This is a genomic window from Rheinheimera maricola (assembly GCF_016918075.2).
Classification (GTDB): Bacteria; Pseudomonadota; Gammaproteobacteria; order Enterobacterales; family Alteromonadaceae; genus Alishewanella; species Alishewanella maricola_A.
Genome location: NZ_JAERPS020000006.1, coordinates 67,966 through 81,312, shown reverse-complemented (window position 1 = coordinate 81,312; position 13,347 = coordinate 67,966). Strand labels below are relative to the sequence as shown.

Sequence of the window (13,347 nt, the reverse complement as noted above, 5' to 3'; positions counted from 1 at the left end):
CTCCGGTTACTGCTGTTGTTGCTGCACATAAAGTGCCAGATTGCTGATGCTGGCGAAGTGCTGCTTATTTTGTTCGGCGTTGGCGTCGGGTTTGATTTGATATTTTTTCTTTAACGCCTGGCCCAGTTCTAATGCATCGATAGAATCCAGCCCCAGACCGTCACCAAACAAGGGCGCGTCGTCATCAATATCTGCCGGCGCAATATCTTCCAGCTCCAGCGTCTCGATGATCAGTTGTTTCAATTCGTGTTTTAAAGCGTCCATAGTTAACTCAATACCTGCTGATAAAAATCTTGTAAATCCCTTGTCAGCTGCCTCGCAGCCAGTGAAGGGGACGACAGATTACGATAGCGTTGTACTGCTATCGGTTTAATAACGTGTATCGCCAGTGTTGGCTTGTGCTGAGGCACATTATACCACTGCTCTTCTTTGGTTAGCGTGCTGGGTTGGCAGCTGATACGCAGCGCCAGATAATCACTTTCGGAGCGCAGCGCTATATTAGCCGCTCCGCGTTGAAACTGCAGCGGCTGGCCGGGTTTACTGCGGGTACCTTCCGGGAAAATAATCAGGTTGCTGCCCTGTGCCAACGATGCGGCACAGTCATCCAGCAACTGATCGGGATCGGCATTGCTGATATAGCCGGTACTGCTAATGACGCCGCGCATAAAGGGGTTGCGAAACAATTGGGCTTTTACCACGCAGTCGGCGTTTGGCGTCATCGAAATCAGCGCCACCACGTCAATTAAACTCGGGTGGTTGGCAATAATAATTTGGCCGCGGGCCTGACGCAGCGCTTGCTCAGCGGTGAAGTCAAAATTAAATATGCGCACCCACTGCATCAGCTTAATAAAGCTGCGAAAGGTAAGATGCACCGTATGACGCGCGCGGCTTTTACGTTGCTCGTTATCGCGGATCATTAAGCGTTGCAGCGGCAGTACAGTTAGCGACAGTAAGACACCGCCTACGCCAAAAGCAACGAAGCAAAAACCTGTCGCCAGGATACGGTACCAGTGATTCAATGTTTGCATATGTTAGCCCCGTTGCCAGTGCCACTGGCACTGGCGGCCAGCGATGTTGACTGTGCTGCATTGTTGTTGCAGCAAGGGGAGCAATTGCAGCACTTGCTGCGTCGAAGCTGACTGCGTTGGTGCACTGTGGCGGACAAAGTGCATCTTTTCACCCTGGTTGCGGCTTAGCAACAACGCCAGCGCCACTGGTTGAGCCGGGTCCTGACAAAACGGCTGATACACTTCTGGCACAGGCTCATCGGCGTACAGTACCAGTATCTGACTAAGCTCAGGTTCGGTTTGCAAGCGGGCGGCGGCTTCCAACACGGCATAATGCAGGCTGTCGGCGCCAGCGGCAATGGCATTAGTGTCAGCACGGTTTTGCTTGAATAAACTTAACTGGCCACTAATGGCATTATGTACTGACAAGGCAAATTGGGTGGGTGACAGGGCTTCTTGCTGGGCGACCTGCTGTAGCAAACCGAGGGTTTTGTGTAAATCGCCATGGCGTGAAGCGAAAATAGTACTGATCGATTGCTGCGATGCCAACGTATCATCAATCGGTTGTACGGCTAACGCAACGTCAAAGGTTAACTTGGTCAGTTTACTTAAACGGCGGCGCGTCATGGCCGGTACTTGGGTTAACTCGGGCATAGGTTGCGCACCCAAGCCGGTATCGCCTTGGGTTGAGTCCGGTGTCCATACCGCCCAATCGGTTAAGAAAAATTCCATCACAAGTTGCTACCCGGCACGTTACGAATTTCGCTACTAAAAACGGCGTATCATATATAAAGTGTGGGTATAAAGTAAATTAAAAAAAGCGACTATCATTATTGATTGACCCCTGCTGCATTTAGCGTGCAAAATCCGCGCTTTAATATGTAACGCGGGCGCCTTTCTGATGCGTAAAGTATTGGTAATTCATTACTCACAAACCGGCCAGCTTAACCGACTGGTAGGCTCGGTCTGTGCACCTTTACAGCATCAGGCCGATATACAACTGGATTTTCTCGCCCTGCAACCCGTTACGCCTTACCCCTTTCCCTGGCCTTTTGTACGCTTTTTTACGGTATTTCCGGAAACGGTGCTGCAAATTCCGCAACCATTGCAAGCGCCAGACCGGGATCTGGCAGATAAATACGATCTGATCATTCTGGCTTATCAAGTCTGGTTTTTAGCGCCGTCGTTACCGGTTAGTAGCTTTTTGCAAAGCTCGCTGGCGCAACAGTTATTTGCTGACACGCCGGTAGTTACCCTGATTGGCTGTCGCAATATGTGGTTAATGGCGCAAGAAAAAGTAAAGCTGCACTTACAACGGCTGCAAGCCCGTTTAGTCGACAATATTGCGCTGGTAGATAAATGCGGCAGTGCGGCCAGTTTTCTCGCTACACCCATGTGGATGTTTACCGGTAAACAACAAGCCCGGCGCTGGTTGCCCAAAGCCGGTATCAGCGAGCAGGATATTGCCGCGGCTAGCCGCTTTGGTGAGCGCATTAAGCAGCGTCTGCAAGTAGATAACACGGCCATTACAGCACCAATGTTGCAAGGCCTACAGGCGGTAACGATAAATGAGAAACTGATCGCTAGTGAGCGGGTGGGTAATCATAGTTTTAGTATCTGGGCGCGCTTATTACGCAAACTGGGGCCAGAAAACAGCTTACGTCGTAAAGCGGGTTTAATGGTTTATGTTTGCTTTTTACTAACACTGATTGTTACCGTTGTACCGGTTACGGCTTTAGCGAAAAAATTATTGGCGCCGCTAACCAAACAGCGGATCGCGATACAAAAACGCTATTTCGCTGCGCCATCCGGTGAATAGCCTGCTAAACCTGAGTATAACAGCTGAGATGAAGGGAATTTGATGTCGATACACCCGGTTTATATCAGTCGCATTGCAGCCGAGCTGCCGTTTGATGCGGTGTCTAATGAGCAAATGGAAGCCAGATTGGGGCTGGTTGGCGACAAGCCTTCCCGTGCCAGGCGGCTAATACTGCGCAGCAATGGTATTAAGCAGCGGCATTATGTAATTGACCCTGTCAGTGGTGAGCCGGGCATGAATAATGCCCAACTGGCTGCTGCCGCGATCCGTAAGCTGTGTCAGACGCCAGAACGGTTAAACAGCATTGAATGTTTAGCCGCTAGTAGCTCAGTGCCGGATCAACTGATGCCCAACCATGCGGTAATGGTACATGGTGAACTGGGCAACCCACCGTGTGAAGTGGTGGCGACTGCTGGTATTTGTCTGTGTGGTATTACTGCACTGAAGTACGCCTGGATGAGTGTCGCCAGCGGCAACAGTCGCAATGCTGTGGCTTGCGGCTCAGAAGTGGCATCAAATATGATGCATGCGCGTAACTTTAGTGCCGAAGCTGATGTCAAGCTAGCGCAGCTGGGCAAGCAGCCAGAGCTGGCGTTTGAAAAAGATTTCTTACGCTGGATGTTGTCAGATGGTGCAGGCGCTGTCTGGCTGCAAAATGAACCGGCCGCCGATGGCTTGAGCCTGCGCATTCACTGGATCGAAGTGATGTCGTTTGCAAACCAGCTACCGGCCTGCATGTACGCCGGCGCCGAACACACTGAAAGTGGCCTGCAGGGCTGGACCCGCTTTGACGCTGACAGCCGCGCAGAGCAGTCGGTTATGGCGGTAAAACAGGATGTTAAACTGTTAAACGACAACATAGTGCCGGTGACGGTAGAGCAAGCACTGCGGCGGGTGTTGCAAAAACATCCACTGCAAAGCGAACAGATTGATCATTTCTTGCCACACTATTCGTCAGAATACTTCCGTGATCGTTTGTTGCAGGGGCTTGAGAATGTTGGCTTTGTTATCCCGCAAAGTAAATGGTTTACCAATCTGACCAGCAAAGGCAATACCGGCTCAGCCTCAATATTTATTATGCTCGAAGAGCTGTTTCACAGCGGCCGCCTGCAACCAGGCGAGACAATTCTGTGTTACATCCCGGAGAGTGGCCGTTTCTCCAGTGCTTTTATGTTACTAGAAGTGGTAGGCCATGAAGCTTAACGAAGTGCCGCAGCACGACAGCAGCAGCTACGGCGGCCATAAAAAACTGCTGTATGTGACTACGGACGATGGCCGTTACACGCCAAGCCAGAGCAGTGGTTGGGATACCGAAGCTTATGCAACCCAGCTGGCAGTGCAAACGCTGCAACAGCAAGCGGAGCAGGCGTACCTGCAATGGCAGCAAGGGTTGGTGTCACCACTGCCGTTTTTAATGTATCAGGCGAGACTGGATGAAGCCGGCCTAAGTCAGGTCAGCGGTTTTTGGTGTTGGCGCATCCGACGTCATTTTAACCCGGCCCGCTATCGGCGCTTACCGGAGGCAATACTACAACGTTACAGCGACGCGCTGGCCGTGCCGCTGGCTCAGCTGCTAGCGTATCAGTCAGTTGGCAATCAGCAGGAATAATATGACTTTTAGCCACCAACAAAGTGCGCATTGCGAAAGCGGTGTGATGTCCAGCCTGCTAACCAATGCCGGCTTTGCTATTAGTGAGCCGATGGTGTTCGGCTTGTCGTCAGCTTTGGCCTTTGCCTATTTGCCTATTATCAAACTGAATGGCATGCCACTGATTGCTTACCGCATGCCGCCAAAGCATATTATTAATACCTTAAATAAACGCCTGGGGCTGGCCATACAGACGCAGCGCTTTAGTAATGCCGCTGCGGGTCAGCAGGCGTTAGATCAAGCCTTAGCAAAGCAACAGGCGGTAGGGCTGCAAACCAGCGTATTTTGGTTACCATATTTTCCAGCAGAAATGCGTTTTCATTTTAATGCGCATAATTTACTGGTGTATGGCAAACAGCAGGATAACTATCTTATTAGTGATCCGGTATTTGAAGACGTCGTGCAGTGCGATGCCGCTGCGCTGACTAAAGCCCGCTTTGCCAAAGGGGCGCTGGCGCCAAAAGGTTTAATGTATACCTTAGGTAATACGCCAGCTGAGCCAAACTGGCCGCGCTTAATACGCCAAAGTATTAAGGCGACCAGCCGTATTCTGGATGGGTTGCCGTTACCCTGGATTGGCGTGCGCGGCATTTTGCATCTGGCAAATAAAATTGCCAGGTTAGATCCAGCAGCAGTGAAATATAACCGGCTCTACCTGACGCATATAGTGCGGATGCAAGAAGAAATTGGCACCGGTGGGGCAGGCTTTCGTTTTATGTACGCGTCGTTTTTGCAAGAGGCTGCTGACAAGCTGAATGAACCATTATTGCAGCAAGCGGCTAATGAGATGACGCAGATCGGTGATGGCTGGCGCGGTTTTGCTTCGCAGCTGGTGCAGTACTGCAAAGCCAAACAGGCCAACACAGATTTTGCGCCGCTGGCGGCATCACTGCGCGTGCTGGCGCAGCATGAGCGTGAGTTAATGCAACAACTGGCCGCCTGGAGTCGCAGCGGTTTCTAAGCTTGGTGTCACCGTATAAACGAACGTGCACTAGCGCGGTGCAGTGGCAAACTCGCTGAATTGCCATTGCGCCGGTTGCCAGTTACCCGCTCGCAGCTGCACCGCCTCGCCACTTAGCTGGTTGTTGCCCTGTAAACAGCGGATCAAAAGTGCTTCTGGCACCACATTGCAGTGTAAATCGGCGTACGCCAGTTCGGCCAGCGCCTGCCAGGGTTCGCGGCCTGCGCCAATAAACATATTCGGGCCATCCAGCTGCAACATTTGCGCGGCATAAAAACAGGCAGCATTGCTGACACTGTTAACAAACTCAAACGGTTTCGGTAGTTGCTGCTGTACCACTACAGTGTCGAGTAAAGCATACATATTGGCTAGGGAGGGATAGTCGGCCGCCAGATAAATGCCGCAACCAGGCTTAAGCTGGCCACGAAAAGGCAGCGCCAACAACAAGGTTAGCAGTGCCAACCGATCCATCCGGCGCGGCATTTGGCTTAGATGCTGACTCAGCTGCAGCTTCAATGCTTTATCGCTGGTACTGGCATCCAGCTGTAATTGATGTTGTGCAATGACGCTGAACATCAGCAGCTCCTCAACAGTAAACTGGCATTATTGCCGCCAAAGCCAAAAAAGTTGGCCATGATCACTGCCTGCGCCGCAATGTGCTGCGGCGCAGGGCTAAAGGGTAGGCTGGCAGCTGTGGCATAGGGTAACGCCGGCAATGCTCCCTGTTGCAAGCCGGCGAATAATAACGCTAACTCAGATAAACCACAGGCACCCAGGGTGTGGCCAAGGTACGGCTTTAATACCGTTAATGCGGGTAATGGTTGGTTAAATACCCGCATAACGCCGTTGTATTCAGCGCTGTCGTTTGCCGCTGTCGCGGTGCCGTGTAGTTTAAGCAGGCTAACATCGCTACTTTGTAGAGCAGTTTGCTGCAACGCTTGCTGCATCACAGCGGCGATATGGCTGCCATCTTCAGCCGTAGTGGTAATATTGTGGGTGTCGCAGGCGCTGTAGCCGCCGAGCAATACTGCCTGTGGTGCTTTATCCGCGGTGCTGCTCAATATAACGGTGGCGTAGGTTTCTCCGAGGATCAGGCCGTCACGTTGTGGATGAAACGGCCGGTACTGACCACTATGGCTGGTGAGCTCTAAGGCACTAAAACCAGTGCGGGTAATATTGCCCGGCGGTTCAAAAGCGAGTACCAACACCCGCTGATACAGCCCGGCCTGTAACATGCGCTGGCCATACAACAACGCATTGGCAGCGCTGGTGCAGGCGGTGTTAATTATACGAATGGCAGCAAAATTAAACGTAGCGCTGATGCTGGCCGCAAAGTCGTCAAACGCCGGTAACATCGCCATACTTAACGCTTCGCCTTGCGCTAAACGTTGCTCCAGCAGGCTAACATCCAGCGCCGTAGAAGCCACTAGCAGCAGGCAATCTGCGGCGTTAAGTTCGGCAGCATTCAGTGTGCTTTGCAGCAACTGTTGCAGCCGGTTATGCAAGTGTTGTTTCGGCGCGTCAACGGCAAAATAACCGCCCGGCAACGCCGCGTTGTCTGACATTAGCGTAGGCAACTTGCCCTGAATATAGCCGCTGGCCGCTTGAGCCAGCGTGCCACCTAAAGCCGATTGCAGCTGCAGCTGGCTAAGGTAAACCGGAGTCATGCGCTGGCCAGGATATGATCGGCCAGGCTGTCGATACTGTGCAGTACTTTACGGCCCTGGTTGGCACCTTCAATGCGCACACCATATTGTTTTTGCACTGCCAAACTTAATTGCAGTGCGTCTAAGCTGTCTAAATCCAGCCGGCTGTTACTGCCAAATAATGGTTCGTCGTTACGAATATCCTGCCAGTTTAGCTCGTCTTCCTTGTCACATTCGATTACCAGCAAGTGTTTTAATTGTTCGCTTAATAAAGTGCGGTCCATTTTATCCGGCTCAGTTTGTATTGAAAAATAAAGTACGCCAGCACAAAGCTGACACAGGCAAATAGCAGCAGTTTGACGGCTGCCGGGGCAATATCGGTAATAGCGCCGTGACCGGTTAATAATGCCAGACAACCGTCCAGCGCCCAGCTCATCGGTGATAACGCGGCAACCTGCTGCATGGCTTCGGGCATGACAGCCTTGGGTACCATAATGCCGCCGATGGCAGCAAGAATAATATTGCAGCCGCCACTTAGCATCAGCGCCTGCTCATTGCTGCGCACCAGGCTGGCAATAAAAAAGCCAAAGCTACTGCTGCACAGCGCTATGCTGCAGGCGAGTAGCAGATAGGCCAGCGGGCTACCGTTTAACTGCAGCGGTGCCAGGCCGAGCAGTGGTAATAACCAATAACTGACCGATACCAGCAGGCTAAACTGCAACAAATTGATCATAAAGTACGGTAAACATTTGCCCAGCGCCAGGGTCAACGGCGGTAGACCTGCCGATTTTAATCTCAGCAAGGTGCCGCTTTGTTGCTCCGATAGCAGCGTATTAGCCATCGGCAGCATAACGAAAAACATGCCGAAAATTAACCAGGCCGGCACGCTGTGCTGGCTGGCATTGGCTTGTGGTAACAGCTGGCCCTGGCTGCCGGTGTCCTGTTCGTCTAGTGTGCTGTCGGTTTGCTGGCGCACTATCGCCAGTTGTTCAGCCAGGCTTTGTTCGTCAGATAGCATGTCATTGGTGCGTAAAAAAGCCTGTAGCCGGGTTTGCGCTAACGCCAGGGTTACCGCAGAGCGCACCTGTTGGCGCAGCACTGGCGGTGTGCTGGCGTTAAAAAGCAGCTGTAATTGTGGCGTCGGCGTGTCGCTCTCCTGCTGTAACAAATCAGTAAAGTCAGCACTGGTGATGACACTAACTAAGCTATCTTGGTTATCGGGCAATATTGTTAGCTGTTGCTTAAGCGCAGCGGCAAAAAAGCGGCTGTTGTGGTCATCTGCCTGCTGTTTCAGGCTAACGCTGGCAACGGCGGGCACACCGGCATTTAAATCAGACAGGGCAAATGCCATCAGTAACACAAAGGTCAGTGGCATTAAAAATAACACCGCCACGGCATGCACGTCGCGCCGCAATAAGCGCCACTCTTTGGCCAGTAATGCCCATAACCTCATAGCTGGCCTCCGCTAACATGCAGATAAAGTTGTTCTAGCGACGGTGGGCCATAGTGCAACCATAACGGCTGCCAGGATTGCATAACGATAAACTGCTGTAGTCGCGCCCATTGTTGCTCATTTTGCAGTGCAATCAGTTCGCCTTTGGCTAGCGGTGTGGCGGTTAAGCTTAGCTCGACTAGCAAAGACGCCCAGCCTGTTGGTGCCTGCTCTGGCCATTGCAGTATCAGTTGGCGGGTAGTTGCTGCCAGCTGGTTTAGTGGCGTGTCGAGTAGCAATTTACCCTGCTGCAGTATCAGGATGCGGTTAGCAATTTGTTCGGTTTCTTGCAGATAATGGCTGGTGTAAAGCAGCGTTTTGCCGGCAGCAGCCAGCTGCTGAACAGCTGCTAATAATTGTTGGCGTGATTGCGCATCGACGCCGACGGTGGCTTCATCAAACAAATATAGTTCTGCCGGGCGCAAAATGCCGATGGCAAAATTTAGCCGCCGCTGCCAGCCGCCAGACAAAGTCGCCGCGCGCTGCTGCAGACGGCTACTCAGATCACAGGCCGCGATTACCAGTTGTATTTGCTGCTGCCGTAGTGCACCAGTTAGCTGATAGATGTCTGCGAAAAACGCCAGATTTTCCGCGATGCTCAACTGGCCATAAAACGCCAGATGTTGCGGTACCAAGCCTACCCGTATCGTATTATGTTGCCAGCGCAACTGGCCCTGACTGGGCTGAGTTAAGCCACTGAGCAAAGAAAATAGCGTGGTTTTGCCGGCGCCATTTGGTCCCAGCACACCAACAATATCGCCAGCGTGCAGCGATAAACTAATATTCTGCAACGCAGCAGAATCGGCGCCCGGATAGGCATAATGTACTGCTGATAATTCAAGCATATTCAATTACCACCAATAAATTACCACTAAGCAGCAATTGTGAATTCTGGTAAAGATTAAACTGATACAGCGCGCCGGCCTGATTCTGGCTTAGCAGCTGACAGCGCACTGTGACTGCCAGCGTGGCGCTATAGTGTTGATGTATTTGCAGCTGTTGTACTTTAGCAACATAGGCGCTCTTGGCACTACCCGCGTGGCGGGCACCATGCACCGCACACAACTGGGCGGCAGCTTCGTACAGCAGGTGACTGTTACCGTTATGGTCGTATTGCCCCAGACAACCAACAACGGTTTGGCCGCTAATGCTGTCAGCATTCAATTGGGTAACTGTATCCAACCATAGCGCAGTGCCACGATGAGGTAATAACTGTTCTATAGCGATACGATTCAAAGGCTCAGTGGCTCTGCAACACAAAAGTGGCAAGTTTACCGCAGCAACTACGCCTTGTCACTGCTAGCGCTTTATCGTCAACACCGGTTAGGGGTGTGACAAGGAAAGGGCTTCACAGTATGCTGCGGCGTATTTAGCGCAATATGGACAGAGATCGACAGATGATTTGGCTTGGTTATCGGCTGCAGTTGAGGCCCAAAGCACAGTGCCGCAGTAGCCTGACGGATACGGAATGGCAGTATGCCAACAGCCTTAGCACAAAGCGCAGTCTACAGTTTTGTAATGGCCGGGCATTAGCGCGGCAATTGTTGCTGCGGTATCAGGGTGTTTCTCCGGCTAACGCAGACATTAGCTTACCGTCCGACGCTGCGCCGGCATTAAAGGTGTGCAGCGAACTGTGGCAGCTATCAATCAGTCACTCGGCACAGGCTATCGCTGTGGCTGTCAGCCGCACTAATAAGCTAGGGCTAGATATAGAGCAGCTGAAACCACGCAATACTGATGATTTCAGCCGCGAATACCCAGCGCTGACAGGTGCCACTGATCAATTAGCGTTTTATCAACGCTGGACGGCCGCGGAAGCTTATAGCAAATACTCCGCCGTGCCATTATTGCAGGTACTTAGGCATAGCTTACCGGCTGACTTACCAACACATTACTTGCCATTAAACGGTTTTATGCTTTGCTTAACCTACCAGCACGCCGATGCTGGGTTAACAATAACTGAGGATTTGTGATGAATTTTATTCTGTTTCTAATTATCGGTGCCATCGCCGGTTGGTTGGCTGGCAAGATAATGAAAGGCCGTGGCTTCGGTATTTTGGGCAATATGGTTGTGGGCATAGTGGGGGCTTTTATTGGTGGTTTTTTATTTCGTGCCGTTGGCTTGGCGTCATATGGGCTTATTGGTTCATTGATCACCGCCACCGTCGGTGCGGTGGTGCTGCTGTTTTTAATTGGCTTGATTAAAAAAGCCTAGATACATTTTTAAGCGGCTTAAAACAACTCCAGTGACTCACCACTTGTGGGTGAGTCGTTATCCTTTTTCGCTTTCGCATTTAATCTGGCGCGCCGCTGTGACAGCAGCTTTAAGATATGTGCGCGCTCTTCCACCGGCTTAGCGTGCCAGTTAAAGCGTTCATCACGCGAGCGTAAGCAGCCAATACAGTAGCCGCGGCTGTTGCTTTGGCACACACCGATACAAGGGTTGGGCAGTTCAAACAGCTCTAACTGATCCACGCTGCTACCACGCTGGCTAATGAATAGTTTAAGTTTACACGGAATAAATTTTTAGCAAATCAGAAAAACCTGTTGACTTCAGACTGATAGACGGCTATTTCTAATAGCAATTCAGTCTGCTTTGCAGGCTATATAACTAAAATAATTTTTAACCAAGTAGATAAGTAAGAATCATATTATGCGTTTAGCTGCTGTTCTGAACATTATTGTCCTCGTGGTCGTGGTGATTATTAATCTCCGCGGGGGCGGTGTTTTGGAAAAAAAGTAGCGTAACAGCGAATTCCAACAAAACCCCCGCTCCGCAAGGACCGGGGGTTTTGTCGTTTCAGGGCGTTAGAAAATTTAACCAGGGCAAGAGGACAGAACATGAAAGGCGCAGAATTGGTACTACAGGTGCTGCAGCAACACGGGGTCGATACCATTTTCGGCTACCCCGGCGGTGCCATTATGCCGATTTACGATGCGCTGTATCAAAGCAACGTAAAACACTACCTGTGCCGGCATGAGCAAGGTGGCGCCTTCTCAGCCATCGGTTATGCCCGAGCCTCTGGCAAGGTTGGTGTGTGTATGGCCACCTCTGGTCCGGGTGCAACTAACTTAATCACTTCACTGGCCGATGCGATGCTGGATTCAGTACCAGTAGTGGCCATTACCGGCCAGGTGTCGCAAGCGGTGATGGGCAGCGATGCATTTCAGGAGATTGATGTATTAGGTTTAAGCTTGGCAGTGACCAAGCACAGCTTTATGGTGCGCAGCGTAGACGAGCTGGCGGCCACGCTGCATGAAGCCTTCGCCATTGCGAAAAGTGGCCGCCCTGGCCCGGTGTTAGTTGATATCCCTAAAGATGTGCAGCTGGCAGAAATTGCGTATCACCGCGAGCCGGCAACGGCGGCCAAAGCTGCAGCAATTTATACCTCGCTGGCCAATGCCGGCAAGGCGCGTGCGTTAATAGCTGCAGCGAAAAAGCCGATGGCTTATATCGGTGGTGGTGTGCATATGGCCGGCGCCATGACACAGCTGCAACAGTTTTTAGCCGCTAACCCTATGCCATCGGTTACCACCTTAAAAGGCATGGGATCGGTTGCTAAAGACAACGCGCACTATTTGGGTATGCTGGGTATGCACGGCACCCAGGCAGCGAATTTAGCGGTGCAGCAGTGTGACTTATTAATTTGTTTGGGCGCCCGCTTTGATGACCGCGTTACCGGAAATCTGCAAAAATTCGCGCCGCACGCCAGGGTTATCCATGTCGACATCGACCCGGCCGAAATAAACAAGGTGCGCTTCGCTGATGCAGCCCTGCTGGGTGATATGAAGCAGATTTTGCCGGCAATATCGGCCGGCACTGATTGCGCCGAGTGGCTTAGCCATTGTGCGCAGTTAAAGCAGCAACATGGCTGGCGTTACGACCACCCAGGCGAGCGTATTTATGCACCGTTGATGTTAAAACAATTAAGCGAGCGCATGCCGGATAACAGCGTGGTGTGTTGTGATGTCGGCCAGCACCAGATGTGGGTAGCGCAGCATATGCGTTTTAGCAGCCCGCGTAACCATTTATCCAGCGGCGGCTTGGGCACTATGGGTTTTGGTTTGCCGGCGGCAATTGGCGCCAAGTTAGCCCGGCCACAAGACACAGTAATCACCGTTAGTGGTGACGGCTCTTTTATGATGAACGTGCAAGAGTTAGCGACCATTAAACGTTTTCGGTTGCCGGTAAAAATTGTCATTGTCGATAACCAGCGCTTAGGCATGGTAAAGCAGTGGCAACAGTTGTTTTTTAACGAGCGCTACAGCGAAACCGATTTATCCGACAACCCGGACTTTGTTGCACTGGCCGCCGCCTTTGCCATACCGGGCCACTGTATTACCCGAAAAGACGAAGTCGAAAGCGCACTGGAAGCCATGTTTACCTGGCCAGGACCTTATTTACTGCATGTATGTATTGACGATAAAGACAACGTCTGGCCATTAGTACCGCCGGGTGCTGCTAATGAAGAGATGATCACGGAGGCTAAAGCATGAACCATGTACTGAACATTACCACCACTAACACCCCGGCCGTGGTTGAGCGCCTGTTGCAGGTTACCCGCTATCGCGGCTATGAATTAGCCGGGTTACAGCTGACCCCGCGCAGTGATGCCAACAGCCTGAATATTACACTGACCGTTAGTGGTGATAAGCCCATTCATTTATTAACCAGCCAGTTGCATAAACTGTATGACGTGCAGCAACTGGAACTGGTATCAGCCGAACTGGCTGTACTAAGCGCATAACACTGAATTAAACCTATACTTTTTTA

At 51.5% G+C, this 13,347-nt stretch carries 18 protein-coding genes; 8 read left to right on the top strand and 10 right to left on the bottom strand.

Annotation, left to right across the window (positions count from 1 at the left end; genetic code table 11):
* Positions 1-6: 6 nt before the first annotated feature.
* The 3 genes from I4W93_RS15845 to I4W93_RS15835 are packed head-to-tail and all read right to left on the bottom strand — an operon-like array spanning position 7 to position 1,739.
* Entirely contained in the window at positions 7-264 is a 258-nt protein-coding gene (locus tag I4W93_RS15845) for a phosphopantetheine-binding protein (RefSeq protein WP_205311771.1), read from the bottom strand.
* A 2-nt stretch (positions 265-266) separates the two neighbouring features.
* Positions 267-1,028 (bottom strand): lysophospholipid acyltransferase family protein, encoded by a 762-nt coding sequence (locus tag I4W93_RS15840; RefSeq protein ID WP_205311770.1) that lies wholly within the window; start codon positions 1,026-1,028, stop codon positions 267-269.
* A 3-nt stretch (positions 1,029-1,031) separates the two neighbouring features.
* Positions 1,032-1,739, bottom strand: a complete 708-nt coding sequence (locus I4W93_RS15835; protein ID WP_205311769.1) for a beta-ketoacyl synthase chain length factor — start codon at positions 1,737-1,739, stop codon at positions 1,032-1,034.
* 169 nt (positions 1,740-1,908) lie between these two features.
* Between I4W93_RS15835 and I4W93_RS15830 the strand changes: the two genes are divergently transcribed.
* From I4W93_RS15830 to darH, 4 genes are read left to right on the top strand one after another with little or no spacing between them, the layout of a single operon-like run.
* A complete protein-coding gene (locus tag I4W93_RS15830; protein WP_205311768.1) occupies positions 1,909-2,826 on the top strand; it encodes a hypothetical protein in 918 nt (305 codons plus the stop codon).
* Positions 2,827-2,868: 42 nt separating this feature from the next.
* Positions 2,869-4,029: a beta-ketoacyl-ACP synthase III gene (locus I4W93_RS15825; protein ID WP_205311767.1), complete on the top strand. Its 1,161-nt coding sequence runs from the start codon at positions 2,869-2,871 to the stop codon at positions 4,027-4,029.
* Complete coding sequence (locus I4W93_RS15820) at positions 4,019-4,435, top strand: DarG family dialkylresorcinol biosynthesis protein (RefSeq protein WP_205311766.1); 417 nt, start codon at positions 4,019-4,021, stop codon at positions 4,433-4,435. The genes I4W93_RS15825 and I4W93_RS15820 overlap by 11 nt, the downstream gene beginning before the upstream one ends.
* 1 nt (position 4,436) lies before the next feature.
* Positions 4,437-5,435 carry a BtrH-related acyltransferase DarH gene (gene darH / locus I4W93_RS15815; RefSeq protein WP_205311765.1) on the top strand — a complete coding sequence of 333 codons (999 nt, stop codon included), beginning with the start codon at positions 4,437-4,439 and terminating at the stop codon, positions 5,433-5,435.
* A 30-nt stretch (positions 5,436-5,465) separates the two neighbouring features.
* Here the strand turns inward: darH and I4W93_RS15810 are convergent, their stop codons facing one another.
* Genes I4W93_RS15810 through I4W93_RS15785 form a run of 6 tightly spaced genes read right to left on the bottom strand, consistent with a single transcriptional unit; the run spans position 5,466 to position 9,809 of the window.
* The gene (locus I4W93_RS15810; protein WP_205311764.1) at positions 5,466-6,011 is read right to left on the bottom strand and encodes a hypothetical protein; all 546 of its coding nucleotides are present in this window, start codon (positions 6,009-6,011) and stop codon (positions 5,466-5,468) included.
* A complete protein-coding gene (locus tag I4W93_RS15805) occupies positions 6,011-7,102 on the bottom strand; it encodes a beta-ketoacyl synthase N-terminal-like domain-containing protein (RefSeq protein WP_205311763.1) in 1,092 nt (363 codons plus the stop codon). The genes I4W93_RS15810 and I4W93_RS15805 overlap by 1 nt, the downstream gene beginning before the upstream one ends.
* Positions 7,099-7,365 (bottom strand): acyl carrier protein, encoded by a 267-nt coding sequence (locus tag I4W93_RS15800; RefSeq protein WP_205311762.1) that lies wholly within the window; start codon positions 7,363-7,365, stop codon positions 7,099-7,101. The genes I4W93_RS15805 and I4W93_RS15800 overlap by 4 nt, the downstream gene beginning before the upstream one ends.
* A complete protein-coding gene (locus I4W93_RS15795; protein WP_205311761.1) occupies positions 7,347-8,534 on the bottom strand; it encodes an ABC transporter permease in 1,188 nt (395 codons plus the stop codon). Before I4W93_RS15795 ends, I4W93_RS15800 begins: the two co-directional genes overlap by 19 nt.
* Positions 8,531-9,418 carry an ABC transporter ATP-binding protein gene (locus I4W93_RS15790; protein ID WP_205311760.1) on the bottom strand — a complete coding sequence of 296 codons (888 nt, stop codon included), beginning with the start codon at positions 9,416-9,418 and terminating at the stop codon, positions 8,531-8,533. The genes I4W93_RS15795 and I4W93_RS15790 overlap by 4 nt, the downstream gene beginning before the upstream one ends.
* On the bottom strand, positions 9,411-9,809 hold the full coding sequence (locus tag I4W93_RS15785) for an ApeP family dehydratase (RefSeq protein ID WP_205311759.1): 399 nt from the start codon (positions 9,807-9,809) through the stop codon (positions 9,411-9,413). The genes I4W93_RS15790 and I4W93_RS15785 overlap by 8 nt, the downstream gene beginning before the upstream one ends.
* A 143-nt stretch (positions 9,810-9,952) precedes the next feature.
* Between I4W93_RS15785 and I4W93_RS15780 the strand changes: the two genes are divergently transcribed.
* Complete coding sequence (locus I4W93_RS15780; protein ID WP_224673498.1) at positions 9,953-10,546, top strand: 4'-phosphopantetheinyl transferase family protein; 594 nt, start codon at positions 9,953-9,955, stop codon at positions 10,544-10,546.
* Positions 10,546-10,788 (top strand): GlsB/YeaQ/YmgE family stress response membrane protein, encoded by a 243-nt coding sequence (locus I4W93_RS15775; RefSeq protein ID WP_205311757.1) that lies wholly within the window; start codon positions 10,546-10,548, stop codon positions 10,786-10,788. Before I4W93_RS15780 ends, I4W93_RS15775 begins: the two co-directional genes overlap by 1 nt.
* Before the next feature lie 17 nt (positions 10,789-10,805).
* Here I4W93_RS15775 and I4W93_RS15770 read toward each other — a convergent pair whose 3' ends face one another.
* The gene (locus I4W93_RS15770; protein ID WP_173501724.1) at positions 10,806-11,048 is read right to left on the bottom strand and encodes a DUF1289 domain-containing protein; all 243 of its coding nucleotides are present in this window, start codon (positions 11,046-11,048) and stop codon (positions 10,806-10,808) included.
* A gap of 366 nt (positions 11,049-11,414) precedes the next feature.
* On the opposite strand from I4W93_RS15770, the gene ilvG reads away from it, so the two are divergent.
* Together ilvG and ilvM are read left to right on the top strand one after the other, a co-directional pair.
* Positions 11,415-13,070, top strand: coding sequence for an acetolactate synthase 2 catalytic subunit (ilvG, locus tag I4W93_RS15765; RefSeq protein WP_205311756.1), 1,656 nt, complete (start codon positions 11,415-11,417; stop codon positions 13,068-13,070).
* Positions 13,067-13,321 carry an acetolactate synthase 2 small subunit gene (gene ilvM, locus I4W93_RS15760; RefSeq protein WP_205311755.1) on the top strand — a complete coding sequence of 85 codons (255 nt, stop codon included), beginning with the start codon at positions 13,067-13,069 and terminating at the stop codon, positions 13,319-13,321. The genes ilvG and ilvM overlap by 4 nt, the downstream gene beginning before the upstream one ends.
* Positions 13,322-13,347 lie beyond the last annotated feature (26 nt).

Coding starts and splice junctions, on each gene's coding strand:
- I4W93_RS15845 (WP_205311771.1), bottom strand. CDS start 264: ATGGACGCTTTAAAACACGAATTGAAACAACTGATCATCGAGACGCTG.
- I4W93_RS15840 (WP_205311770.1), bottom strand. CDS start 1,028: ATGCAAACATTGAATCACTGGTACCGTATCCTGGCGACAGGTTTTTGC.
- I4W93_RS15835 (WP_205311769.1), bottom strand. CDS start 1,739: ATGGAATTTTTCTTAACCGATTGGGCGGTATGGACACCGGACTCAACC.
- I4W93_RS15830 (WP_205311768.1), top strand. CDS start 1,909: ATGCGTAAAGTATTGGTAATTCATTACTCACAAACCGGCCAGCTTAAC.
- I4W93_RS15825 (WP_205311767.1), top strand. CDS start 2,869: ATGTCGATACACCCGGTTTATATCAGTCGCATTGCAGCCGAGCTGCCG.
- I4W93_RS15820 (WP_205311766.1), top strand. CDS start 4,019: ATGAAGCTTAACGAAGTGCCGCAGCACGACAGCAGCAGCTACGGCGGC.
- darH (WP_205311765.1), top strand. CDS start 4,437: ATGACTTTTAGCCACCAACAAAGTGCGCATTGCGAAAGCGGTGTGATG.
- I4W93_RS15810 (WP_205311764.1), bottom strand. CDS start 6,011: ATGTTCAGCGTCATTGCACAACATCAATTACAGCTGGATGCCAGTACC.
- I4W93_RS15805 (WP_205311763.1), bottom strand. CDS start 7,102: ATGACTCCGGTTTACCTTAGCCAGCTGCAGCTGCAATCGGCTTTAGGT.
- I4W93_RS15800 (WP_205311762.1), bottom strand. CDS start 7,365: ATGGACCGCACTTTATTAAGCGAACAATTAAAACACTTGCTGGTAATC.
- I4W93_RS15795 (WP_205311761.1), bottom strand. CDS start 8,534: ATGAGGTTATGGGCATTACTGGCCAAAGAGTGGCGCTTATTGCGGCGC.
- I4W93_RS15790 (WP_205311760.1), bottom strand. CDS start 9,418: ATGCTTGAATTATCAGCAGTACATTATGCCTATCCGGGCGCCGATTCT.
- I4W93_RS15780 (WP_224673498.1), top strand. CDS start 9,953: ATGGACAGAGATCGACAGATGATTTGGCTTGGTTATCGGCTGCAGTTG.
- I4W93_RS15775 (WP_205311757.1), top strand. CDS start 10,546: ATGAATTTTATTCTGTTTCTAATTATCGGTGCCATCGCCGGTTGGTTG.
- ilvG (WP_205311756.1), top strand. CDS start 11,415: ATGAAAGGCGCAGAATTGGTACTACAGGTGCTGCAGCAACACGGGGTC.
- ilvM (WP_205311755.1), top strand. CDS start 13,067: ATGAACCATGTACTGAACATTACCACCACTAACACCCCGGCCGTGGTT.